The sequence below is a fragment of the Streptomyces sp. PA03-3a genome (assembly GCF_033792735.1).
Lineage (GTDB): Bacteria > Actinomycetota > Actinomycetes > Streptomycetales > Streptomycetaceae > Actinacidiphila.
Genome location: NZ_JARAVM010000028.1, coordinates 90,294 through 113,361 on the forward strand (window position 1 = coordinate 90,294; position 23,068 = coordinate 113,361).

Below are 23,068 nucleotides of genomic sequence, written 5' to 3' on the forward strand. Positions count from 1 at the left end.
GGCGCACGCACCCGGGGCCACTACCCTTGATGCGTGACTATTCGCCTGTACGACACCGACGCGCGCCAGGTCCGTGACTTCACCCCGCTCCGGCCGGGCTGCGTCTCGATCTACCTGTGCGGCGCGACCGTGCAGGCGGCCCCGCACATCGGGCACATCCGGTCGGGCCTGAACTTCGACATCATGCGCCGCTGGTTCGCCTACCGCGGCTACGACGTGACGTTCGTCCGCAACGTCACCGACATCGACGACAAGATCATCACCAAGTCCGGCGAGCAGGGCCGCCCCTGGTGGGCGATCGGCTACGAGAACGAGCGGGCCTTCAACGAGGGTTACGACGCGCTCGGCTGCCTGCCGCCCACGTACGAGCCGCGCGCCACCGGCCACGTGCCCGAGATGATCGAGATGATGCGCGGCCTCATCGAGCGCGGCCACGCCTACGAGTCCGAGGGCAACGTCTACTTCGACGTCCGCTCCTTCCCGGACTACCTGGAGCTGTCCAACCAGGAGCTCGACAACCTGCGCCAGCCGGAGAGCGAGGGCGAGACCGGCAAGCGGGACGCGCGCGACTTCGCGATGTGGAAGGCCGTCAAGCCCGGCGAGCCGTTCTGGGAGACGCCGTGGGGCCCCGGCCGTCCCGGCTGGCACCTGGAGTGCTCCGCGATGGCCCACAAGTACCTGGGCACCGCCTTCGACATCCACGGCGGCGGCATCGACCTGATCTTCCCGCACCACGAGAACGAGATCGCCCAGGCCAAGGCCTTCGGCGACGAGTTCGCGCGGTACTGGGTGCACAACGCCTGGGTCACCATGAGCGGCGAGAAGATGAGCAAGTCGCTCGGGAACTCGGTCCTCGTGAGCGAGATGACCAAGCGCTGGCGGCCCATCGTGCTGCGCTACTACCTCGGCACCCCGCACTACCGCTCGATGATCGAGTACAGCGAGGAGTCGCTGCGCGAGGCCGAGTCGGCGTTCGCGCGCATCGAGGGCTTCGTGCAGCGGGTCGTCGAGATGGCGGGCCCGGTCGAGCCGGCCGCCGAGGTGCCGCCGGCCTTCGCCGAGGCGATGGACGACGACATGGGCGTGCCGCAGGCGCTGGCCATCGTCCACACCACCGTCCGGCAGGGCAACTCGGCGCTCACCGCGGACGACAAGGAGAGCGCCGTCGCCCGCCTCGCCGAGGTGCGCGCGATGCTCGGCGTCCTGGGCCTCGACCCGCTCGACCCGCACTGGGCCGGCGACGGCCGAGGCGAGGACCTGCACGGAGTCGTGGACTCCCTCGTCCGGCTGGTGCTGGAGCAGCGGGAGTCGGCCCGGGGCCGCAAGGACTACGCGACCGCCGACGCCATCCGCGACCGGCTCCAGCAGTCCGGGCTGGAGATCGAGGACACGCCCTCGGGTCCGCGCTGGACGCTCGGCTCCCGGTAGCCGGGCGCCCGCGTCATCATTGAGACATACGTACGTTCACGCAGTAGCAGCAACAGCAGCAGGAAACAGGTGACCCATGGCCGGCAACAGCCAGCGCAGGAACCGCCGCACGTCCAACAAGAAGGGCGCGACGGTCGGTAGCGGCGGGCAGCGGCGCAGGGGCCTGGAGGGCAAGGGCCCCACCCCGCCCGCGGAGGCACGCAAGGGGCACGCCAAGCAGCGGGCCGCCAACGCCAAGGTGAAGCGCGCCGCTTCCACGCAGTCGCGCCGCCCCTCCGGCCGGGGCGCCAAGTCGACCTCGGAGCTGGTGGCCGGCCGTAACCCGGTGGTGGAGGCGCTGCGCGCCGACATCCCGGCCACGGCGGTCTACGTCCAGCAGTTCATCGACAACGACGAGCGCGTGCGCGAGGCGATCAAGCTCGCCACCGACCGGGGCGTCCCGCTGATGGAGGCCCCGCGCCCCGAGCTGGACCGCATCACCAACGGGCTCAACCACCAGGGCCTGGTGCTGCAGATCCCGCCGTACGAGTACGCCCACCCCGACGACCTCGCCGCCGAGGCCTTCGACGCGGGCGAGGACCCGCTGATCATGGCGCTGGACGGGGTCACCGACCCGCGCAACCTCGGTGCCGTCGTCCGTTCCGTCGCCGCCTTCGGCGGCCACGGGGTCGTCGTGCCCGAGCGCCGCGCCGCAGGGATGACCGCGGGCGCCTGGAAGACCTCGGCCGGCACCGCCGCCCAGGTCCAGGTGGCCCGGGCCACCAACCTCACCCGGACCCTGGAGGCCTACCAGAAGGCGGGCCTCACGGTCGTCGGCCTGGCCGCCGACGGCGAGATCGAGCTGCAGGACCTCGAGGCGCTGGCCGGACCGGTCGTCGTCGTCGCGGGTTCGGAGGGCAAGGGCCTGTCCCGGCTCGTCGGCGAGACCTGCGACCTGCGGGTGCGCATCCCGATGCCGGGCGGCGCGGAGTCGCTGAACGCCGGTGTCGCCGCGGGCATCGTGCTCTACGAGGCCTCGCGCCGCCGGGCCTGAACCCCGGCGCGCCGCGGGGCCCGAACGGGCGCGCCCCCGGCCTCCGGACCGGGACGCGCCCCCTGACGCGCCCCGGCGGCAACCCCGGTTGACGGGCCTCGGACACAACGGGGCCCGTCACACAGTGTCCTTATCGGGTGTCACTCGGTTAGATGAGTGTGGACACCAGAACACCCCGCACTCCTCCGGGGGGACGGTCGTCGTCGATCACCGACGAGCCTGTGCTCAACATGCTCAAGGTCTCCTCCGACCCGGCCCAGGTCATCGTCAATCACGCGAGCTTCCGCGTGCAGCTCGGCGCGACGTCGGGCCGGGCCCTGACGAGGACCCAGCGCGTCCCCGTGACCCCGACCTCCGTCCGCCCCTCCGCCGCCGCGCAGCGGCGCGGCGCCCCCCTGGTGTGGTCCGGGCGCAGCCGGCCCGGCGACGCCGCCGCCGGCCAGCTGTTCGCCGCGGTGCGCAACGGTCAGGTGGACGGTCTCGACCTCGGTGCCGCGACGCAGGTGCTGCCGCGGATCGAGGAGCCGCCGCAGCCCGTCGTCGGCCCGCCGCGCCGGCCGCCGGCGCCCGGCGAGATGCTCGGCGGCATCCGTCCCGCGCGCGGCGCCTACGACGACTACCTGGACTCCGAGGACACCAACGAGTTCGCGTACACCGCGCCGCCCGCCGGCCCGGACGAGGACCCCGACTTCGACCCGTACGAGGAGCCCGGCGAGGAGTACGGCCGCGGTCGCGACCGGGAGCGCACGGACCCCATCCGGCACGCCTACTACCCCGGCCGCCGGATGAACCTCGGCATCGTCCTGCTGCCGCTGCGCATCTTCCTCGGCTTCATCTCGATCTACGCCGGCATGGGCAAGCTCTGCGACCCCGTCTACTTCGACGGCGGCAAGCGCGGCTCGATGGTCACCTGGCTCGCCTCGCTCCACCCGTGGGGCATGGCCGAGCCGCTGCGCGACCTCGCCCTCGCACACCCCATCGGCGCCGGGCTGACGGTGGCCTTCCTCCAGGTCATCGCCGGTGTGCTGACGGTCTTCGGACTCTGGCAGCGGTTCGCGGCGTCGATCGGCGCCCTGCTGTCGGCGGCGCTGCTGGTGACCGTGAGCTGGCGGACCGTCCCGGCGTACGACACGCCCGACATCATCCTGCTCGCCGCCTGGAGCCCCCTGGTCATCGCGGGGGCGCCGGTCTACTCCGCCGACGGCCGCCTGGCCAGCGAGGCCTGGCGCAAGCTCGGCCCGCGCGCCCCGCTGACGGAGCTGCGGCGCCGGGTGCTGCGCCGCGGCGCGGTGCTGGCCACCGTGCTGGCCGGGATCTCGCTCGTGGTCGGGGCCACCCTCGGCACCGCCGTACGGTCCACCACCCCGAGGTCCCAGCTCCCCGCCCCGACGGACCTGCCGACCAACAACCTCGAGGGCTCGCCGCTGCCCGAGGTGCCCGGAGAGAAGTCCTCCCGGCCCTCCACGACACCCTCGGCGGGCCGTTCCGGCGGTCCCTCGTCCTCGCCGTCCTCCTCGCCGTCGGCCCCGGGGGCGGCGTCCTCGGCGCCCAACGCCACGCGGTCGCGTCCCGGGTCGTCCTCGGCCAGCACCGGCAGCGGCGGCGGCACCGGCGGCGGGCCCGCGCAGACCGCGCCGTCCGTCCCGTCCCGTCCCACCGTGCCCAGCAACCCGCCGACTCAGGGCGGCGGCAACGGCGGTGGCGGCAGCGGCGGCGGCGGTTCCTCCGACAGCGGCGGCGCGCTCGGCGGGCTGCTGGGCAGCGGGGAGACCTCCGGCTGGCTGCTCGGCGCCCCGGCACGGCACGGCTCGGGGAAGGTCGCGTAACGCCCCTACGGCGCAAGGGAAGAGGCGGCCGGAGGTTCCTTCCTCCGGCCGCCTCTTCGTGCCCGTGGTGGGCCGTTCTGGGCCGTTCTGCCCCCTGTGCGACGTGACGTCCGGCGCTCAGGGCCGGGAGGCGAGTTCCTTGGCGGCCTCGGCCAGGTCCTTGGCGGTGTCGATGGCCCGCCAGTACGCGCCCTGGGGCAGCGGGAAGCCCGCGAGGCGCCGCTCCCGGGCGAGTCGGGGGAAGGTCGTGCGCTCGTGGTCGCCGCGCTCGGGGAGCAGCCCGGTGAACTCGGGGGAGAAGACGTAGACGCCCGCGTTGATCAGGAACGGCGAGGGCGGCGACTCGATGAAGTCCAGGACGTGGCCGAACTCGTCGGTCTCCACGGCGCCCCACGGGATGCGCGGACGGGCCAGCGCCAGGGTGGCGACCGCGGCTCGCTCCACGTGGAAGGCGGCCATCTCCCGCAGGGAGAACCGCGTCCAGATGTCGCCGTTGGTGGCGTACCAGGGCTCCTGGGGCCGGGGCAGCGAGGCGGCGGCGTACCTCAGGCCGCCACCGCGGCCGAGCGGTTCGCGCTCGACGACCGTGGTCACCCGCAGCGGCAGCCCGGCCGCCGCGCCGGCGAGCCACTCTTGGAGGACCTCAGCGAGATGGCCGCACGAGACCACGGCGTCGGTGACGCCCTCGGCGGCCAGCCAGGCGAGTTGATGGCCGATGATCGGGATCCCGGTTCCCGGGATCTCGATCATCGGCTTGGGGCGGGTGTCGGTGTAGGGCCGCAGGCGGGAGCCCTGTCCTCCGGCGAGGAGGACGGCCTGGGTCACCGCCTGGGAGGTCGCGGGCGTGCCGGTCATGGGCGCACCCTACGCGACCCGCGCGACGGGTCATCCGACCGAGGCCACGCCCGTCGCGAAGGCGGTGTCGCAGACCGGCCGCGACCAGGCCTGGGCGCGGTGCACCGAGCCGTACTTGGCGACCGCGGCACGGCCCAGCGACCGGGCGATCGAGCCGCAGTACTGCGCCAGCGAGGGCCGCGCGGCCATCTCGCGCTGAAGGTGCGTCAGGGCGACACCGGGGTTCTTCTGCTGCACCTCGCCCAGCAGCTTGCGGCGGAGCACCTCCTGCGGGGCCGACCGTGCGGTCGCCGTCTCCTTCTGGTGCGAGGCGGTGAGGACTTGGGCCTCGGACGCCGAAGTCGCCCACGGGACGCGGGTGACGGCGAGGGTTCCGGAGAGCACGAGGACGACCGGGAGGACGAGGGCGAGTGACTTGCCGATGCGGCGGGCTACCTGGTTCACGGCAGTGATGGTAGCGAGGAGTGATGATTTGGCGACATTTAGCCACTCTGATGAGTGATGAATGCCCCTTGATCGACTACGGGCGCATTGACGAACATGGTCGAAACGCCCTTGTATGACCGCAAATGCGGCGTGATTCGGCTTCCCTGGAACGGCCGTGGCCCGGCCCCCCTTGCGCGGGGGCCGGGCCACATGGGTCCTCAGCGGTGGGGTGACCGGCCGGTCACCGCTCGGCCGCTCAGTCGCTCAGTCGCTCACCGGTGGAGGTGGAGAAGACGTGGCTCTCGCCGGCGCGCGGCACGACGTGCAGCACGGAGCCCTTCTCCGGCACCTGGCGGCCGCCGACGCGGATGACCAGGTCCTTGTGCTCGCCGCCGACCTCGGCCGAGCCGTAGACGAAACCGTCCGCGCCCAGCTCCTCGACGACGTTCACGGTGACGGCCAGACCGGCCGGCGCGTCCTTCGACAGGCCCGAGCCGTCGCTGGAGACGATGTCGAAGTGCTCGGGGCGGACGCCGACGGTGACCGTGCGGTCGCCCTTGTCGGCCGCGGCCTGCACCGCGTCACGCTCGACCGGCACCACGGAGTTGCCGAACTTCACGCCGCCGTCGGCGATCGGCACCTCGACCAGGTTCATCGCCGGGGAGCCGATGAAGCCCGCGACGAAGAGGTTGGCCGGGCGGTCGTACATGTGGCGCGGGGTGTCGACCTGCTGCAGCAGACCGTCCTTGAGCACCGCCACGCGGTCGCCCATGGTCATGGCCTCGGTCTGGTCGTGGGTGACGTAGACCGTGGTGGTGCCGAGGCGGCGCTGCAGAGAGGCGATCTGCGTACGGGTCTGGACACGGAGCTTGGCGTCCAGGTTGGACAGCGGCTCGTCCATGAGGAAGACCTGCGGCTCACGCACGATCGCGCGGCCCATCGCCACACGCTGGCGCTGACCACCCGAGAGCGCCTTGGGCTTGCGGCCCAGGTACTCGGTGAGGTCCAGGATCTTGGCGGCTTCCTCGACGCGCTTGCGGATGTCCGCCTTGTTGACGCCCGCGATCTTCAGGGCGAAGCCCATGTTGTCCGCGACGGTCATGTGCGGGTAGAGCGCGTAGTTCTGGAACACCATGGCGATGTCCCGGTCCTTGGGCGGAAGGTGGGTGACGTCCCGGTCGCCGATCCGGATGGCGCCGCCGTTGACGTCCTCGAGGCCGGCCAGCATGCGGAGCGAGGTCGACTTGCCGCAGCCGGAGGGGCCGACGAGGACGAGGAACTCGCCGTCCGCGATGTCGATCTGGAGCGCGTCTACGGCGGGGCGCTCGGACCCCGGGTAGATCCGGGTCGCCTTGTCGAAAGTGACAGTAGCCATGGTGCAGTGGTCCCTTCACCGGCAGGAACGTGCCGGACGATCCGAGTAAAGGAATGAGGTCTAGTCCACAGGGTGTGGACCTTCCGCGACGCTACCTGGCCCGCCCCGCTTTGTCAGCACCCTCCCGGCCCTCAATTCCCGGACCCTCCCCCCTCCCCGCCTGGGTACACTTCTCATGGCCCCACCCGTCACCCGGGCACCCCGGAGCGGGGACGGTGCCGTGCCGCCTTAGCTCAGCTGGTAGAGCACCGCTCTTGTAAAGCGAAGGTCGTCGGTTCGAACCCGACAGGCGGCTCCAGTTGGGAGCAGCGACGACGCCCCGGACCATGATCGGTCCGGGGCGTTTGACATCCACGGGTGACATCAACGGGGGCGGTCACTCACGGTCGAGGCGGCGTCTGAGCAGACGGTCCCTGTGGCTGATGGCCTCACGCTGTGTGGCCGATGTCACGTGGGTGTAGACGTCCATCGTGATGCCGATCGGGCGGGGCGCGAGGTCATGGCGGGGTCGGCGATCGGGGCCCCGGGTTCCTCACGGCTGTCGGGAAGGGCCTCGCTGCCGATGGTGGCCGCCACGCAGACGTAGGCGTTCGCGGCTGGGCTTCCTGCGGGGCAAGGTGCGAGTGGCCGGCTCGGGGCGCGTCGGCGCAGACGTTCGCCATCCCGCGCAGGTGGATACCGTCAGCCGCACGCGGGGCATGGAAAACGGCGTGCTTCCACCTGACTGGGAGAACGCCGGCCGCTACGGACGCGTCGTATCAGGGGTGGGCATGGAGAACTGGGAATTCCGCGAGTGGCAGACGGCCTTGGGCGCCCTCGACCCGGGGGCGGCCGGGTTGGTCGGCCTTGCGGCGGCCGAGCGCATATCGGGGTGCCTGGGCGACGAGCGCTTCCTTCGCCACGGTCCCCGGGCGGCCGAAGCGGCGCGGGAACTGCTCCGGGAATGCTGGTCCGTCGCCGGGTTCCCGGACGCGGACGGGGACGGGGGCGGGGACGGGGACGGATCCGCGTCCACCCGGATACGGGACGTCGCCGACGAGTTGGCCGGGCACGTCGCGGACTACCAGACCCTGTCGATGACCGAGGTGTTCCGCTCGTACGTGCCGCTCGCCGGCGACGAGGACGAGGATCCCGGCGAAGAGGCCCCCGATCTGGAGGAGTTCCTGGAGGAGGCGGAGCCCGAGGGCGCGGTGATGATGCATCTTGACGCGCTCGCGGCCATGGAGGAGGCGGCCGCGGCCTGCGCCGGCGGCCCCTGGGACGGAGCCCTCCGCTGCCTCCAGGTCACCGCCATGGCCGCGGATCGGCACGATCCCCGGCTGCCGGGGCCGGGTGCCGAGGTGCGACGTCAGAGGGAGGACCTCCTGTCGGTCCGGGAGGCGGACGGAGCGCAGTTGCGGCAAGTGGCGGCGCGGCTCCGCACCCGCGCCCAGGCGGACGCGGCGGGATGGCGGCGGGCCACCGAGCGACTCGGTCTTCTGCACGACTGACCGGGCGGGCTCGCTGCTGCCCGTCGGCCGCGGCATCGTCCTGACGGCAGGGACGTCATGTGCGGTCCCCCGTGCGCGTACGCGCCGCCGCGCACGGGGCGCCCAGCAGGCGGGAGAGTTCCGTCCCGGCCCCTTCGTACCCCGCGTCGGCGATGCGCTGCAGTGCGCGCAGGTCGGCCGCGGCGGACGCGCGGCGCGTCAGCAGGAACCCGGCGTGCAGGCAGCCCTCGTCCAGCAGTTCGCCCAGTTCCTCGGTGTCCCCGGCGGCGTCGGCGAGGTCGGCCAGCCGGTCGAGGGCGGTCTCGTTCCCGGCGTCCGCCAGTTCGCGCAGGGTCTCGCGGTCGAAGTTCGTGTTCACCATGGCGTCAGGGTGCGGCCCTGCCCCTGGGGCAGGGTCAAGTGTCACGATTGCCGGGTGATCACCATCGGGCAGCTCGCCGGGTACGTCGGAGTGTCGGTCAAGACCGTCCGGGTCTACCACGCCAAGGGACTGTTGCCCGAGCCCGATCGCGACGTCTCCGGATACCGGCGGTACGGTGCGGACGACGTCGTCGCCCTCATCAGGATCCGTACGCTCGCCGAAGCCGGCGTCCCGCTGGCCCGGATCCGCGGACTGATGACGGCCGGTGAGGAGGAGCTGCGCCGGGCGCTGCTCGACATCGACGACCGGCTGACCGACCGGATCCGCGGGCTGCAGGCCACGCAGGCGCGTCTGCGCGAACTCGCCTCCGGCGAGCCGACACTGCTGCCCGCCGCGGTCCACGCCCACCTGGAGGCCCTGGAGCGGTGGGGCTTCACCGCACGGTGGGTCGAGCTCCAGCGGGATCTGTGGATCCTGGTCTTCGCCACCCACCCGGACCGGGCGGCCGAGCTCTTCCGGGACCAGAGCGAGATGCTGTCCGATCCCGCGCTGCGGCAGCTCTTCCTGCGGTACGACCACGCGTACGGCCTCGATCCCGGCGATCCCCGCGTCGAGGAGCTGGCCCGGCGGATCGCCGAGGCCACCCTGAGCCGCTACGGCGCGGGCACGCCCCCCGAGGCGGACGAGGCCTCCGGGATCCCCGCGCTCGTCCAGGGCCGGATCAACGCCGCCTCCCCGGCCTGGCGGCGGCTGGACTCGCTGATCCGGGCAGGGCTGCGCGCGGCGCCGTGAGTCGCCGCGGACCTGCCGTGGGTAGCGGCGGCGGGGCGCCGAATCCTGCGTACGTGGGGGTGGTCCGCTCAGAATTGAACACGTTCAAGATTGCTGCCGGGATGACCTGCGCAGCGGATGCCACCTCGGCGTGCCGCTGAGTCGTGGTGTCACGAGGGGGACGGCTGTGGATCCCGACGCGCCCTGGCGCAATCTCGGGTTCGTCGGGCTGCGGCTCGGCGATCTGGTCGTGCGCTACGCCGCGACCTACGCGCTCACCTGGGTGGTGGTGGACCTCCACCTGCCCGGGGAGGGGGAATCGTTCTGGGCACCCTCGTCCCCCTGATCGCGATCCCGTCACTCCTGATCAGCGCCTACTACGCCCTCCTCAACTCGCGCACGAGCCTGGCGTTCCGGCTTCCGCCGGCCGGTCTCCTGCCTCTGCCCACCTGGTTCCTGCTCTTCCGGAACGTCGAGGAGCAGCTGGTCATCCCCGTGTCGGGCCAGCTCGCCTTCGCCCTGTGCGTGATGCGGGTCCCGCTGCTGGGACCGGCACGGCGGTGGCGGGGGGAACGCGTACGGCCGCCCCTCGACCGACTGCCGTGAGAGGCCCGGGTCGTGGCGGGCGGGCGCGCGGTCGCGGCCCGCGACAGGGGTGCCCGCCCGGGCGGGCACCCCCGCGGGGTCAGCGGACGGTGACCTGGGCCGTGCCCGTCACACCGCCGCTGGTCACCGTGACGGTCGCGGTGCCGGGGCGGTGGGCGGTCAGGGCGCCGGTGGACGGGTCCACCGAGGCGACCTTGGGGTCGCTCGACGTCCAGACGTGGGACGCGGGGTCCGCGATCGGGATCGTGAGCGGTGCGATGTTGTCACCGGCGATCTGGTCGCCGGTCGCGGTCAGGTCGACGCGGTCGCCCCGGGCGATCGGGTCCTTGGGGCCCGTGACCCTGATCGAGGCGAGCGCGGGCTCGACGGTGTACTGCAGGTTGCCGTCGTCACCGATCCGGACGAGACCGAAGTGGTAGATGCCGCCCTGGTCGGCCGGGGCGTAGGCGGGCATGCCGAGGTCCGCGAAGGTGAACTGCGGGATGCCGCCCTGCTCGGTGCCGACGCTCTCGCCCTCGGGGTTGAGGATCTGCTCCGCGAAACCGCGCGCGTGGCCGTACATCATGATCACGTGCTGCTTCGGGTGCGTCTCCTGGTAGCGCTGCACCAGCCGGAGGTACATCCGCGCCTCCCAGCGGTCCGTGAACTGGCTGTTCGCGGCCGGGTGGGGGTCGTAGGCCGGCATGTGCGTGATGACCAGCACGTCCTTGGCGGTGGTGTCCGTCAACTGCTGGACCAGCCAGGGGTACTGAACGCCCTCGGGGTTCTGGAACGGGTCCGAGGACTGCAGGCTGCCGTGCGAGTTGTCGGTGACGATCATCCGCGCCGCGCCCTGGCTGTACGCGTAGTGAGTCTCGCCGAACGTGTCGCTGTAGTTGCCGTTCTCGGCGTCGGCGCCCTGGGTGATCTCGTGGTTGCCGACGATGTCGCGCCCGGGGACGCCGAGGGCGTCGATCTTGGACTTCGCGTACCGCAGGTCCGCCGGCTTCCCGTCGTCCGGCATGTCGCCGAGGAACTGGGCGGAGTCCGGGCGTGCCTGCGGGGACAGGGTGGGCAGCCGCCCGGCGATGGAGTCCATCACGTTGCTGCTGACCGAACCCGGGTCGCTCGCGAGCAGGTGCGCGTCGTCACCGGTGAGGATCGTGGTGCCGCGCTTGGCGAAGTCGGCGGAGTCCTCCTCGAAGGACAGCCACTTGGGGTTGTCGGGGATCGCGTGGTACTCGGGCACCGTGACCGGACGCGGCGAGTAGAGGGCCTGCAGGCCCGCGACGTTGAGCGAACCGCCGTAGGCGGTGCTGGGGCTGATCGCCAGGAAGTCGATGAAGCTGATGGTCAGCGGGAACTGCATGCCCGCCGGCAGCTGCGCGACCGCCAGGTGCCAGTCCTTCCACGTCACGAACGTCGGGTACAGCGTGGTCGACGAGCCGTTGACGCCGATGTACTTCTCGGCGAGCTCGATGCCGTTGCCGTCACCCTTGATCCACACGCCGATGCCGGTGGGCACCTGGCCGTTGTCGGTGTCGGTCTTCAGGGTCGTGCGCGGCGAGAGCACCAGCTGCTTGACGCCGGAGCCGGCCGGCATCGAGTAGTCCAGGCGCAGCGAGCCGGACTCGGTGGAGCCGGGCGGGACGACGCCGGGGTCGGCGGCGAGGGTGGCCGGCTTGCCGGTGGTGTTGTTGCTGAGCCGCCACACGTCCGGGCTGGTCATCGGGTCGATGACCTTGCTCACGCTGCCGACGGCGATCGAGGTGGTCGTGGTGGTGCCGGCGACCTGGGCACTGACCTCGGCCAGACCGCCGACGTCGCCGCTCGCGGTGAACAGGCCGTGCGCGTCGACGGTGCCCAGGTTCTCCGGGGTGACCTTCCAGGTGGCCGCCTCGGCGGGGATCCGCACCTCGCCGCCGTCCTTGACGGTGCCGGAGAGGGTCAGCTGCTGGGTGGCGCCGTTGTCCAGGTCGGCCTTGTCCGGGGAGACCGCCAGACCCGCCAGCCTGCTGACGACCTCGAGCTTCTCCGAGGTGACGGCGCGGCCGTTCCGGGCGATGATCCGGCCCGAACCCGTACGGTGCGGCGTGAGCCTGCCGTCCTCGTACGAGGCCAGCGACGAGGGCTCGACGCGCACGTCGACCTGGCCGGCCGCCGGGTTCGCGAGCCGGTCGACGGAGTGCACCGCGAGCGGGACGGAGCCGCCGGCGACGGTGGTGACCTGCTCGCCGTCGTTGACCACGACCTCGACGGCCGGGCCGGCCTCCTTGGCGGTGGAGTAGAAGAAGATGCCGTTGGCGACCGGACGCTCGGTGTTGCCGGGCTGGTCGGACGGTGTGTTGACGATCTCGGCCCGGTCGGCGCCGGGGGCGCGGCTGACCATGCCGGTGGAGCCGCCGCCGTCGAAGAGCATGGCGTTGTAGGCGCCGTGGGCGACCATGTAGCCCGCGGCCTGGTCGCGGGTCACGCCGAAGGCCCTGGCGGCGCCGCCCTGGCCGTCGACGGCCACGACGATGGCGTGCTTGCCGTCCTTGGTGACGCCGACCGCGGTCTCCGGGTTGGCGCCGCTCGGCGGGGTGCCGGTCGGGTCCTTGTAGACCGCGCCGTCCTTCACCAGGGTGTCGACGCCGCTGATCAGCTGCGTGACATCGTTGTCGGGCGACAAGCGGGTGGCGATGCCCACCCTGTCGCCGCCGTGCAGGGTGTCGGTCAGCCACTGCCCGCCGTCGCCGGCGCCGAGCAGACCCAACTGGTCCGTGGAGAGCCGCGGCACGGTGGTGACGCCGGTCCGCACCTCCTCGACGACGAATCCGCCGTCGGTGACGTGGCCGAGCACCAGCGTGGCGGCCTTGGGCAGGCCGGGGGTGTCGCCGAGGTCGGGGGTGACCTCGGTGATGCCGCCGGCGGTCAGGTCGTTCACCGTGTTCACCGAGGTGAGCGCACGGGTCGCGGAGCCGTCGGTGATCGTGCCGGAGAAGGTCTGCGAACCCATCACGATGGTGCCGTCCGGCTTGACGCCCAGTTGGGAGGCGAAGCCCGGCTTGGGGCTCTTCAGCAGGCGCCCGTCGGTCATGATGCCGCCGAGCGGGCGTCCGCTGGCGTGGATCTCGAAGTAGTCGCCGTTGACGCCGGCCACGGCGCCGGTGCGGTGCGCCATCGACGACGGCGTCTCGTCCGCCGGGTTGGTGACGGTGTCACCGGCCTGGACCATGCCGATCCGCAGGTTCGGGTCGTCGAGGTCGGCGCTGAGCACCTGGATCTGCTGGCGGCCGCCGACGGTGTCGTACGTCTCGCTGTAGTGCTGCAGGCCGCGGGTGACGGTCTCGGCGGGCGTACGGGTGTGGTCCACCACGAGCGGCCAGTTCTGCGGCGTCTGCGGCAGCCAGTCACGGACGGGCGTGCGGCCCTGCGTCTCCTCGCCCGCCGGGGCCGAGGCGGTGGCCACGGCCCCGCCCACGGCGCCGGTCAGCGCGAGTGCCAGCGCGGTGACCACGGCGGTCCGGCGCGCGCCGGTCCCCACGGTTCTCGTCCCGCGAAGTGTCATTGCGTGTTCCTTACGGGTGATGTGCCGGCTGGTCGCCGGCCCGTGTCCACCCGACACCCGTTCGGCGAAGCGGAGATGGCCGGTTGCGGATCCGCAGGTGTCCCGGAGGGGGTGCGCGGTTATGGGTTCGGTCAAGTCGCCCCCGCGGGCGGGCCCGCGCCCGGCCCGTGGCTCCCACGGGCCGGGCACGGGCGCTCGTCACCAGGGGGTGGGACCCGGGGGAGCGACGACCGGGGGACGGTCGTCGCAGGTGATGGTGTTGGGCAGCTGCCACGCGCCAAGCCAGGGACCCGTGGTGCCGCCGCCGTCGTTGCCGCCGAGGTCGGTCAGGGAGAACTCGGAGCCGGTGGCGGGGAAGTTGAAGGACCCGCAGTTGTTGACGCCGACCGCGCCCACGTTGCGGGCGTCGACGTTCTCGAAGGACGCCGAGCCGGCGACCCGGGCGCTGACGACCGAGGTACCGGTGCCGTCCACCCGGATGTCCTTGAAGTGCACGTTCCTGATCGAGTAGGTGTCCTTCACCGGCCAGTCGGCGACCAGCATGATCGCGTTGTAGGTGCTGTCGAGGAAGTGGTCGCCGGTCACGCGGATGTCGGCGTCGATGTTCCTCTCCAGGGCGTAGAACCAGATCGCGCCGAGGCCGATGTTCCAGTTCAGCTCGTACGTGCCGGCCCGCACCGTGGTGTTGCCGGTGATCCACAGGTGCCCGGTGAACGGCTCGGCGCCGAAGCGGGAGCCCACCTGGAGGGCGCTGCCCTCGCGGACGGGGTCGGCGATCAGGTTGCCGGAGACGGTGTTGTCGGTACCGCCGTAGACCGCGATGCCGTTGGCGAGCACGGGTGACTGCACGGTGTTGCGGTCGAAGGTGTTGCGGGCGTTGCCCGTCTTCTCCGACCACATCGCCAGCCCGTCGTCGCCGGAGTTGCGGACGAAGTTGTTGCGGACGACCGAGTCCGTGACGCCGGTGTGGAAGTTGAGGCCGTCGGCGATCTGGTCGGTGATGACGTTGTCCGTGATCCGCAGGTCCGACATCGGGCCGTCGAACCACATGCCCACCTTGGTGTGGTGGATGTACAGGCCGTCGATGGTGGAGTCGCTCATCGCCCCGCCGACGCCGTTCACCTGGTCGGTGTCGATGCGTTCGCGGACGTCGCCCTCGATCGCGAAGCCCGACAGGTGGACGTCGCGGCTGCCGCCGGCCGACGCGTCCTTGCCGTAGAAGCCGACGCCGGTGTGGACGGAGTTGTCGGGGGCGGGGGAGTCGAGCGCGACCTCCCTGCCCTTGAAGACCGTGTACCAGCTGCCGGCGCCCTCGATCGTGACGTCGTCCACGATGATGTGCCGGTTGACCTGGTAGGTGCCCGGCGGGACGTAGACCTTCAGGTGCGCGCGGCGGGCGAAGGCGATCGCCTTGTCGAGGGCGCCCGCGGAGTCCCGGCGTCCGGTCGGGTCGGCACCGAAGGCGAGGACGTTGGCGGCGAGCAGCGAGACGCGGGGCGGCGCGACGAGCTGGGAGTCGAGGAGGTCCACGGTCGTCGGCACGGCCCCGGCGCGCGTGGGGACGGTCAGCCGGACGCGGTCGCCCGCCTTGTACGTCCGTCCCATCAGGAGGCGCTGCTCGTCGTAGAAGTGGTTCGGACGGAAGGGCTTGGAGATCACCGGGGCCGGGGTGGTCGCGTTGGGCACGCAGCCGCACTCGGTGATCCACCAGTCGTCGTGGAGCAGTCCGGCCCGAGGGTCGTTGGAGAACGGGTACTGGTTGTAGAGCCAGGAGTACTGCGAGGTCAGGGTCATCGTCGTACGGGCGCGGCCGTTCACCGTCACGTCGAGCGGCGCGGTGATGCCGCCACCGCCGGGCGCGTCCGGGACGCTGTACCGCACAGTGATCGCGTTGGCGGCGCTCGGCAGCGTGAACTCCACGTACCGGCCCGGCCGCAGGGTGACCGCCCTGCGGCCCGACGCCTCCGCGGGGAGCGTGTACGCGGTCCGGTCCGGGCCGATGACCTCCCCGTCCGTGACGGCGTTCTCGGCCTCCTGCTCCACGAACCCGAGGTCGGCGCCGCGGCCTTCGACCAGCGCCGGGTCAAGTGCCGCCCGCGTCACGACCGGACGGACCGCGCCCTTCGCCGACGCGGTGCCGGCCTGGGCCGTCGCGCCGACCGGGCCGATGCCGGCGCCGATGCCGGCCGCCACCGCGACGACCGCCACGGCTCTTCGCCACGCACTCCTGCTGCTCCGTGTCATCCCCAGCTCTTCTCTCGTAAGGCGCGACCGCCCGGGACGTTCGAGGCGGAGCGGACGTCGTGAGGTGAGGCGACAGTAAGGATCCGTCAGGCCGGTTCACAAGGCTCCTGCGCGATGTTTTCGGCATGGTGATGCACAAGTGCGGCTGGCTGTTCGTATTTTGCGTTTCTTGCGTGACTCATTGCGGAGCCGGGTGAGTGTGAGCGCGCGGACGCGGGGTCGGGGAGCCGGCTCACCGGCTGCGCCACGGCTGGGGCAGGGGAGTCCACTGCGGTCCGCGGTGGCGCAGCCACCACTCGCCGATGGTCCGGAACTTCTCCTCGAAGGCCGCGTCCTGGTACAGCACGCCGGTGGCGGGTGCCCGCAGACGGGTGAGCCGGCCGCCCGCCTCGCAGATCACCACCCGCCGCACTCCTGTGCCCGACTCGACCCAGATGCCCTGGACGTCCGCCCAGCGGATCGTCCTGCGCCGCGGGTTGTGCACCACCGCGGCCGTAGGGGTCAGCGTGACGCCGAACCGCGCGGACAGCAGCAGCGCCGCCGGCATCGCGAGCCACACCGCCGCCGCGAACGTGAAGTCGGGGCCCGCGGGGTGGGGCGAGAGCAGCGGCGCGGCGATCGTCAGGGAGGTGACGAGGAGGGCGCCGGGCAGCAGCGGCGCCAGTCTCTGGTACCAGGTCGGCCGGAAACGGACGCGCTCCATCGAACTCCCCATCCCTCGCCCGCACAAGATCGCCGAGGCAGCCTGGCCGACCCGGGCGCCGCTGTCCACCCGGGCTGCGGGGTCAGCGAACCGGCACGGAGGCGGCCGGCGGGCCGGGCGCGTGGCGCAGGCCGTAGGCGATGAGCGGTTCGAGGACGGCGAGCAGTTCGGTGCCGCGGGCGGAGGGGCGGTAGAGGACCTGCACGGGCGTGCTGGGGACGACCTCGCGGCCGATGAGGCCGAGGCTCTCCATCTCCTTGAGGCGTTGCGAGAGCAGCCGGTCGGAGATGCCCGGCACCATCCGGCGGTAGTCGGTGAAGCGCCGGGCGCCGCGGGCGGCGGCCAGCAGGACGGCGCCGGTCCAGCGCCGGCCGACCTGTTCGAGGACGGCCTGGAAGGCGGTGCAGGCCTCGGCGTCGATGCCGGAGTCGGTGGTTTCATAGAAAGTCACTTACAAAATATTAGCCACTAACCCTTGTCTTTGTCGAAGGCGACGGCCCCCCGACGCTGAAGCCATGGACACCACCGACCGTGCACAGCGGCTCCGCTTCGGACTGAGCCTCGACCCGGACGCCGACCGCCTGCCGGAGACGCTGGAGCTGGCCGCCGCCGCGGACGCCGCGGGGCTGGACCTGCTCGCCCTGCAGGACCACCCGTACCAGCCCGGGCACCTCGACGCGCTGACGTTGTCCGCCCTCGTCGCGGCCCGCACCTCGCGCATCTCCGTCTTCACCGACGTCGCCGACCTGCGGCTGCGGCCCCCGGTCATGCTCGCCAAGGCCGCCGCGAGCCTGGCCGCGGCCTCCGGCGGGCGGTTCCGGCTCGGCGTGGGCGGCGGCGGGATACCGGAGGCGATCGGCTCGATGGGGGCGCCGCCGATGCCGCCGCGCGAGGTGGTGGCGTACACCGAGGAATCGCTGCGGATCATGCGGACCGCCCTGGACGGCGGCCCCGTGCGGCACCGCGGCGAGGTGCTCACCGTGCCCGGCTATCAGGCCGGCCCCGTGCCGCAGCGCCGGGTCGAGCTGTGGCTCGGCGGGCAGCGGCCGCGGATGCTGGCGGTCGCGGGCCGGGCGGCGGACGGCTGGATCTCGCCGCTGAACATCTACGTCCCGCCCCAGGAGGTGCCGGAGCGCCAGCGGATCGTCGACGAGGCCGCCCACGCCGCCGGACGCGATCCGGCGCGCGTCCGCCGCATCTACAACGTGATCGGCGTGATCGGCGGCTCCGGGGCCCCCGGCCTGAACGGGGACGCCGGCCGGTGGGCCGACACCCTCGCCGAATGGGCGACCGAACTGCGCTTCGACACCTTCGTCTTCTGGCCCGTCACCGCGCACCGGCGGCAGATGGAGGTCTTCGCCCGCGAGGTCGTGCCCGCCGTACGCGAGCGGGTGGCCCGGTGAACCCCGGCCACGGCGCCGCCCCGGCCGCCGCCTTCGCCGTGCCGGCCGCCCTCGCGGAGCGGACCGTGCTCCCCGGCGACTCCCGCTACCCGCTGCTGCGCTCCACCTACACCACCGTCGCCCGCCCCGCCGCCGTGGTCCTCGTCCGGGGGCCCGGCGACATCGCGGCCGCCCTCGCGGCGGCCCGGGCGCAGGGGCTGCCCGTCTCCGTGCGCTCCGGCGGCCACGGGCTGTCCGGCCGGTCGTCCAACGACGGGGGTGTCGTCGTCGACCTCTCCGGGCTCGACGAGGTACGGGTCCTGGACCGGGGGACCCGCCTCGTGCGGATCGGCGCGGGCGCCCGCTGGGGCCGGGTTGCCGCCGCCCTCGCGCCCCACCGGCTGGCCGTCAGCTCGGGCGACCACGGCAACGTCGCGGCCGGCGGCCTGGCCACCGCGGGCGGCATCGGCTGGCTCGCCCGCACGTACGGCCTCACCGTCGACCGGGTGCGCGCCGCCGAACTCGTCCTGGCCGACGGGACCGCGCTGCGCGCCGACGCCGCGCACCACCCGGACCTGTTCTGGGCGGTGCGCGGGGCGGGCGCGGGCGTGGGTGTCGTGACCGCCTTCGAGATCGAGGCGATGGAGCTGGGGGACATCGGCGTGGCCCAGCTGGTCTTCGAGGCCGACCCCGCGGGCGGCGCGCTGGCGCAGTGGGCGTCCGCGATGGCCGCCGCGCCGCGAACGCTCACCTCGGCCGCCCACATCCTGTCCAACGGCCCGGCCCTCGCGCTCTCCGTCACCGTCGCCGCGGCCGACGACGACCCCGACCGCGTCCGCGAGGCCCTCGGCCCCCTGCTGTCCGGGCGGCACCGCCCGCTCCAGGCGACCGCGCAGCTCGCCGCGTACACCGCGCTGGTCTCCGGCGCCCACGAGCACGCGAACACCGGCCGGCAGCCCGTGGTGAGCACCAACTCGCTGCTGCCGGCGCTGACCCGGGACGCGGCGCGCGCCGTCATGGCGACCGCCGGCGACCGGCACCGGCCGGCCTTCGTCCAGTTGCGCTCGCTCGGGGGCGCGATCAACGACGTCCCGGCCGGCGCCACCGCCTACGCCCACCGCACCGCACAGGTCATGGCGCAGGGCAACCTCTTCCCGCCGCACGGGCACGACGACCTGCACCGCCTGTGGGCGCCGGTCCGCGAGCACGGCACCGGCAGTTATGTGAACTTCGAGAGCGGCACCGGGCCCGGCGTCTTCGACCGCGCCTACCCGGGCGCCACCGGCGCGCGGGTGCGCGAGCTCTGGCGGCGCCACGACCCGGACGGCGTCCTGCGCCCGCTCACCGTGGGCTGACCGCGCCCGGACCGGACCGCCGGCGCTCCGCGAACGGCCCGCGCGGCCCGAAGGCCAGCGCGGCGAAGCGCCGTCCCATCCGCCGGTAGCCCGCGGCGTTGGGGTGCAGGTCGTCCGGCAGGTCGGCGACGTCGCCCGGGCCGAAGAGCCGGCGGCCGTCCAGGTAGTGCAGGTTCTGGTCGCCGGAGGCGGCCCGGGCCGCGACGATCCGGGCCAGTTCCGCCCGGATGACGGTGAGCGTGAGCGCGCCGCCGGGGACGTCCGCGGGAGAGCCCATGGCCACCACCCGCGGGACGGCGGCCGACAGGTCGGGCGCGGTCGGGCCGGGGGTGGTCTCCACGACCGGGCAGCTGATGGGAGAGACGACCAGCAGCGGGACGTCCGGGTGCCCGTCTCGGACGGTGTCGAGGAAGCCGTGCACCGCCGGGCCGAAGGAGCGCAGCCGGAAGGCGTCCCGGTTCACGATGTTGATGCCCAGCTTGAGGCTGATCAGGTCGGCCGGCAGGTCCCGGATGGTCCGGGCGACGTACGGGTCGAGCATCGCGTTGCCGCCGAGCCCCAGGTTGAGCAGCTCGGCCCCGGCCAGGGCCGCGGCGAGCGCGGGCCAGGTGGCGGTCGGGGACTCCGCCGCGGCGCAGTGGCTGATGGAGCTGCCGTGGTGGATCCAGCGCCGCCGGCCGGTCGGGCGCGGCGGCAGCACCTCGGCGTCCGCCCACAGCCCGACCAGCTCGGTGCGGGTCTGCTGCGGCAGCCACAGCTCGACGTCCTTCTCTCCGCCGGGCAGGCCGTCGAAGCGGACCCGCCCCGGCGCCCCCGCCTCGCGCCGGGAGGGCTCGGCGAAGAGGTCCGGCTTGTGGAGCACGTCCCCGGGCGGCGCGGGGGCGCTGCCGGCGCGCCTGCCGTCGACGACCAGGTCGACGACCCCGGCGGGCAGCGGCTCTGAGGTCCCCGCCAGCTGCCAGACCGAGGTCAGCAGCTCCAGCTCGACCACTCGGGCGGCGGTGCGGAACGCCAGCCGTACGCCGGAGGGCAGGGCGGTCGTCTCGTCCATGAAGACGTCCGGGTACTGCGACCGCGTCCACGCCGGAAGACGCCGCGGCAGCAGCCCGGCGCGCGTCCGCTCCAGGTCGAGCGCGCCGCGGATCTCCACCGGTCCTCCGGTCAGCGGGACCGCGCGCAGGGAGTGCGTCGCTGTTGTCACGTTTCCTCCCTGCCCGGGACCGGCCGCGGCCACACGGCGGCGCCCAGGGATCCGGCAACCGGTGCCGCGGCCCCTACGGCACGAGGACGACCTTGCCCATCGTGCCGCGGCCCTCCAGCGCCGTGTGCGCGGCGGCGGCCTCGGCGAGCGGGAAGCGCTGCACGGCGGGGGTGAGCCGGCCGGACGTCCACGCGGCGAGGGCCTCCTCCTCCAGCGTCCGCAGGCCGATCCGCAGCATGGGCGGACCGAGGACCACCGAAGAGGTGATGCCGCGCGCGGCCAGTTCCCCGGGCGTGAACCGCAGCGGCCCGCCGGACGCCCAGCCGTACACGACGTGCCGCCCGCCGGGGCCCAGCAGGTCCACCGCGCCGCGTCCGAGGCCGCCGCCGACGGCGTCGAGGACGACCGTGCCCGGCCGCCCGGCCAGGGCCTTTTCGGCCGTGTCCGTCCAGCCCTCGGCGGAGTAGTCGACGGCGGCGTCCGCGCCCAGCTCCAGGACGCGCGCGGTCTTGGCGGGCCCGCCGGCGAGCCCGAGGACGACCGCGCCCGCGGCGTGCGCCGCCTGCACCAGCAGGCAGCCGAGACCGCCCGCCGCCGCGGTGACCACGACCGTGTCGGCGGGGCCGAGGGGCGTCTGCCGCAGGATGCCCATGGCCGTGCGGCCGGTGCCGATCATGGCGACGGCTTCGGCGGCGTCGCGGCCGTCCGGCAGTACGTGGAGCTTCTCGACGGCGGTGACCGCGAGTTCGGCGTATCCGCCCGGCACCGTGCCGAGGTGGGCGACGACGGGCCGGCCGAGCCACTCCGGGCCGACGCCCTCCCCGGTGGCCTCCACGGTGCCGGCCACCTCGCGGCCGGGGACCGTGGGCAGTTCGGGCAGCGGGTAGGGGCCCTTGGGGTCGCCGGAGCGGATGGCGGTGTCGATCACATGGACACCCGCGGCGGCGACGGCGATGCGCACCTCGCCGGGGCCGGGTTCCGGGTCCCCGGTCTTCTCGTGGCGCAGGTTGCCTGCCGGGCCGAACGCGTGGAGACGGATGGCGTGCACGGTGCTTCCCCCTGGACATGACGCAGTGGGCGGTCGGATGATCCGCACCGCCCACTGTTCAACCTCAAGCGAGGTCGAGGTCAAGCCCGTCGAGCAGGTCAAGCCCGTCGAGCAGGTCAAGCGAGGAGCTTCGCCTTCGCCTTGGTGTACTCGTCCTCGGTGATGTGGCCCTGGCTCTTGAGCTCGGCGAGCTTGGACAGCTGGTCGACGTTGCCGCCCGCCGCTCCGCCGTCGCCCGCGGCGGCCTCCCGCACGTACTGCTTGAAGGCCGCGTCCATTTCCTTCGCCTGCTTCTGGTCGCGCTCCGCCATGCCCCTGCCCCTGGCGATGACGTAGATCAGCACGCCGATGAAGGGCAGGAAGATCAGCACGATGATCCAGCCGGCCTTGGCCCAGCCGCCGACGGTGTGGTCGCGGAAGAGGTCCCCGATGATCCTGAAGAGCAGGAAGAACCACAGCACCCAGCAGAAGATCAGGAGCATCGTCCAGAAGAGGTTCAGCAGAGGGTAGTCGTCCATGCCCCAAGTGGACGACGGCCGAACGAGTCCCGCACCCGGGATTGCGCCGTTCGGGCTACAGCCGGGGGAAACGCGCCGTCAGTTCCCAGATCACCGGGTTCGCGTCGAGGCCGTCGTGCATGTCGGCGAGGTCGGCGACCAGGTCGTGCAGGAAGTCGCGGGCCTCGCGGCGCAGCTCGGCGTGGGCGAGGGAGAGCGGCCGGTCGTCCGGCGCCCAGTCGGCGCTGACGTCGACGAATCCGAAGCGGCGCCGGAAGCGGAGCCGGTCGGTGGACTCGGTGAAGTCCAGCTCGGCGTACTGGGGGCGGGCCGCACGGCTGCCGAGCGGGTCGCGGTCCAGCTGCTCGACGATGTCGCAGAGCGCCCACGCGAAGTCGAGGACGGGCACCCATCCCCAGGCTGTGGACAGTTCGCGGTCGGCCGTCACGTCCGCCACGTAGACGTCCCCGCAGAACAGGTCGTGGCGCAGCGCCCGTACGTCGGCGGTGCGGTAGTCGGTCTGCGGGGGGTCGGGAAAGCGGCGGGAGAGCGAGTAGCCGAGGTCGATCACCCGCCGATGGTACGTGGCGGCCCCGGCGGCAGGTTCTTGTGGAGGACGGAGCAGGGGCGGCCCGTCCGCCGGTCCTCACGGTGGTCGATCACGCGGTAGCCGAGCGACCGCCAGAACGCCGGCGCGCCCGGGTTGCTGTCGAGGACCGCCAGGCGCACCCCGTCCCGCCCTCGCGCGCGCAGCCGTTCCTCGACCAGTCCGGCGATTTCGCGGCCCAGGCCCGAGCGGTGCCGGCTCCCGTGCACCATCAGCAGGCCGATCCAGGGGAACGGGTCGGCGGGGTCCGGGTGCTCGGCGAGGGTGACGGCGAGGCCCACGAGGCTCCCGTCCGCGTCGTCGCGGGCGGGCAGCACTTCCGCGGCGGGGT

Annotated in this window: 21 protein-coding genes, 1 tRNA gene and 1 pseudogene; 9 read left to right on the plus strand and 14 right to left on the minus strand. The window is 73.1% G+C overall.

What is annotated here, in order from left to right; translation table 11 throughout:
• Nucleotides 1-33 precede the first annotated feature (33 nt).
• From cysS to PV342_RS29550, 3 genes are all read left to right on the plus strand, one after another.
• On the plus strand, nt 34-1,428 hold the full coding sequence (cysS, locus tag PV342_RS29540) for a cysteine--tRNA ligase (protein ID WP_392614264.1): 1,395 nt from the start codon (nt 34-36) through the stop codon (nt 1,426-1,428).
• 76 nt (nt 1,429-1,504) lie between these two features.
• Entirely contained in the window at nt 1,505-2,461 is a 957-nt protein-coding gene (gene rlmB, locus PV342_RS29545; protein WP_018559596.1) for a 23S rRNA (guanosine(2251)-2'-O)-methyltransferase RlmB, read from the plus strand.
• A gap of 152 nt (nt 2,462-2,613) precedes the next feature.
• Nucleotides 2,614-4,287: a DoxX family protein gene (locus tag PV342_RS29550; RefSeq protein ID WP_400805799.1), complete on the plus strand. Its 1,674-nt coding sequence runs from the start codon at nt 2,614-2,616 to the stop codon at nt 4,285-4,287.
• Nucleotides 4,288-4,404: 117 nt separating this feature from the next.
• Here PV342_RS29550 and PV342_RS29555 read toward each other — a convergent pair whose 3' ends face one another.
• The 3 genes from PV342_RS29555 to PV342_RS29565 form a co-directional block, all read right to left on the minus strand.
• Nucleotides 4,405-5,142: a nucleotidyltransferase family protein gene (locus tag PV342_RS29555; protein ID WP_018559594.1), complete on the minus strand. Its 738-nt coding sequence runs from the start codon at nt 5,140-5,142 to the stop codon at nt 4,405-4,407.
• Between the two features lie 30 nt (nt 5,143-5,172).
• Entirely contained in the window at nt 5,173-5,586 is a 414-nt protein-coding gene (locus PV342_RS29560; protein ID WP_018559593.1) for a hypothetical protein, read from the minus strand.
• A 238-nt stretch (nt 5,587-5,824) separates the two neighbouring features.
• Entirely contained in the window at nt 5,825-6,943 is a 1,119-nt protein-coding gene (locus PV342_RS29565) for an ABC transporter ATP-binding protein (RefSeq protein WP_018559592.1), read from the minus strand.
• A 222-nt stretch (nt 6,944-7,165) separates the two neighbouring features.
• On the opposite strand from PV342_RS29565, the gene PV342_RS29570 reads away from it, so the two are divergent.
• Nucleotides 7,166-7,241: transfer RNA gene (locus PV342_RS29570), tRNA-Thr, on the plus strand.
• Between the two features lie 78 nt (nt 7,242-7,319).
• Here the strand turns inward: PV342_RS29570 and PV342_RS29575 are convergent.
• Nucleotides 7,320-7,424: pseudogene (locus PV342_RS29575) on the minus strand (integrase); the annotation flags it as partial.
• A 229-nt stretch (nt 7,425-7,653) separates the two neighbouring features.
• Here PV342_RS29575 and PV342_RS29580 point away from each other — a divergent pair.
• Complete coding sequence (locus PV342_RS29580) at nt 7,654-8,433, plus strand: hypothetical protein (RefSeq protein ID WP_400805796.1); 780 nt, start codon at nt 7,654-7,656, stop codon at nt 8,431-8,433.
• Between the two features lie 55 nt (nt 8,434-8,488).
• Here the strand turns inward: PV342_RS29580 and PV342_RS29585 are convergent, their stop codons facing one another.
• Nucleotides 8,489-8,794, minus strand: a complete 306-nt coding sequence (locus PV342_RS29585; RefSeq protein ID WP_386995483.1) for a hypothetical protein — start codon at nt 8,792-8,794, stop codon at nt 8,489-8,491.
• 54 nt (nt 8,795-8,848) lie between these two features.
• Between PV342_RS29585 and PV342_RS29590 the strand changes: the two genes are divergently transcribed.
• The gene (locus tag PV342_RS29590; RefSeq protein WP_400805792.1) at nt 8,849-9,586 is read left to right on the plus strand and encodes a MerR family transcriptional regulator; all 738 of its coding nucleotides are present in this window, start codon (nt 8,849-8,851) and stop codon (nt 9,584-9,586) included.
• A gap of 166 nt (nt 9,587-9,752) precedes the next feature.
• Entirely contained in the window at nt 9,753-9,911 is a 159-nt protein-coding gene (locus PV342_RS29595; protein ID WP_400805790.1) for a hypothetical protein, read from the plus strand.
• Nucleotides 9,912-10,250: 339 nt separating this feature from the next.
• On the opposite strand, the gene PV342_RS29600 is transcribed toward PV342_RS29595, so the two are convergent.
• From PV342_RS29600 to PV342_RS29615, 4 genes are all read right to left on the minus strand, one after another.
• Nucleotides 10,251-13,700 (minus strand): phosphodiester glycosidase family protein, encoded by a 3,450-nt coding sequence (locus PV342_RS29600; protein ID WP_500319337.1) that lies wholly within the window; start codon nt 13,698-13,700, stop codon nt 10,251-10,253.
• Nucleotides 13,701-13,898: 198 nt separating this feature from the next.
• Nucleotides 13,899-15,944: a glycosyl hydrolase family 28-related protein gene (locus PV342_RS29605; protein ID WP_400805784.1), complete on the minus strand. Its 2,046-nt coding sequence runs from the start codon at nt 15,942-15,944 to the stop codon at nt 13,899-13,901.
• A 232-nt stretch (nt 15,945-16,176) separates the two neighbouring features.
• Nucleotides 16,177-16,647, minus strand: coding sequence for a hypothetical protein (locus PV342_RS29610; RefSeq protein ID WP_400805781.1), 471 nt, complete (start codon nt 16,645-16,647; stop codon nt 16,177-16,179).
• A gap of 82 nt (nt 16,648-16,729) precedes the next feature.
• Nucleotides 16,730-17,098: a winged helix-turn-helix transcriptional regulator gene (locus tag PV342_RS29615; protein ID WP_400805780.1), complete on the minus strand. Its 369-nt coding sequence runs from the start codon at nt 17,096-17,098 to the stop codon at nt 16,730-16,732.
• A gap of 64 nt (nt 17,099-17,162) precedes the next feature.
• Here PV342_RS29615 and PV342_RS29620 point away from each other — a divergent pair, with 64 nt between their 5' ends.
• On the plus strand, nt 17,163-18,050 hold the full coding sequence (locus PV342_RS29620; RefSeq protein ID WP_400805777.1) for an LLM class flavin-dependent oxidoreductase: 888 nt from the start codon (nt 17,163-17,165) through the stop codon (nt 18,048-18,050).
• Nucleotides 18,047-19,384 (plus strand): FAD-binding oxidoreductase, encoded by a 1,338-nt coding sequence (locus PV342_RS29625; protein WP_400805775.1) that lies wholly within the window; start codon nt 18,047-18,049, stop codon nt 19,382-19,384. Before PV342_RS29620 ends, PV342_RS29625 begins: the two co-directional genes overlap by 4 nt.
• Here PV342_RS29625 and PV342_RS29630 read toward each other — a convergent pair.
• The 5 genes from PV342_RS29630 to PV342_RS29650 all read right to left on the minus strand — a co-directional run bounded on the left by PV342_RS29630 (nt 19,371) and on the right by PV342_RS29650 (nt 23,054).
• The gene (locus tag PV342_RS29630; protein ID WP_400805773.1) at nt 19,371-20,585 is read right to left on the minus strand and encodes a GDSL-type esterase/lipase family protein; all 1,215 of its coding nucleotides are present in this window, start codon (nt 20,583-20,585) and stop codon (nt 19,371-19,373) included. The two genes, PV342_RS29625 and PV342_RS29630, sit on opposite strands and share 14 nt — an antisense overlap.
• Before the next feature lie 73 nt (nt 20,586-20,658).
• Complete coding sequence (locus PV342_RS29635) at nt 20,659-21,633, minus strand: zinc-binding dehydrogenase (RefSeq protein ID WP_500319341.1); 975 nt, start codon at nt 21,631-21,633, stop codon at nt 20,659-20,661.
• A 116-nt stretch (nt 21,634-21,749) separates the two neighbouring features.
• The gene (locus tag PV342_RS29640) at nt 21,750-22,151 is read right to left on the minus strand and encodes an SHOCT domain-containing protein (RefSeq protein ID WP_329186409.1); all 402 of its coding nucleotides are present in this window, start codon (nt 22,149-22,151) and stop codon (nt 21,750-21,752) included.
• A gap of 55 nt (nt 22,152-22,206) precedes the next feature.
• Nucleotides 22,207-22,701 (minus strand): hypothetical protein, encoded by a 495-nt coding sequence (locus PV342_RS29645; protein WP_089227626.1) that lies wholly within the window; start codon nt 22,699-22,701, stop codon nt 22,207-22,209.
• Nucleotides 22,698-23,054, minus strand: a complete 357-nt coding sequence (locus PV342_RS29650) for a GNAT family N-acetyltransferase (RefSeq protein WP_400805769.1) — start codon at nt 23,052-23,054, stop codon at nt 22,698-22,700. The genes PV342_RS29645 and PV342_RS29650 overlap by 4 nt, the downstream gene beginning before the upstream one ends.
• Between the last annotated feature and the right edge of the window lie 14 nt (nt 23,055-23,068).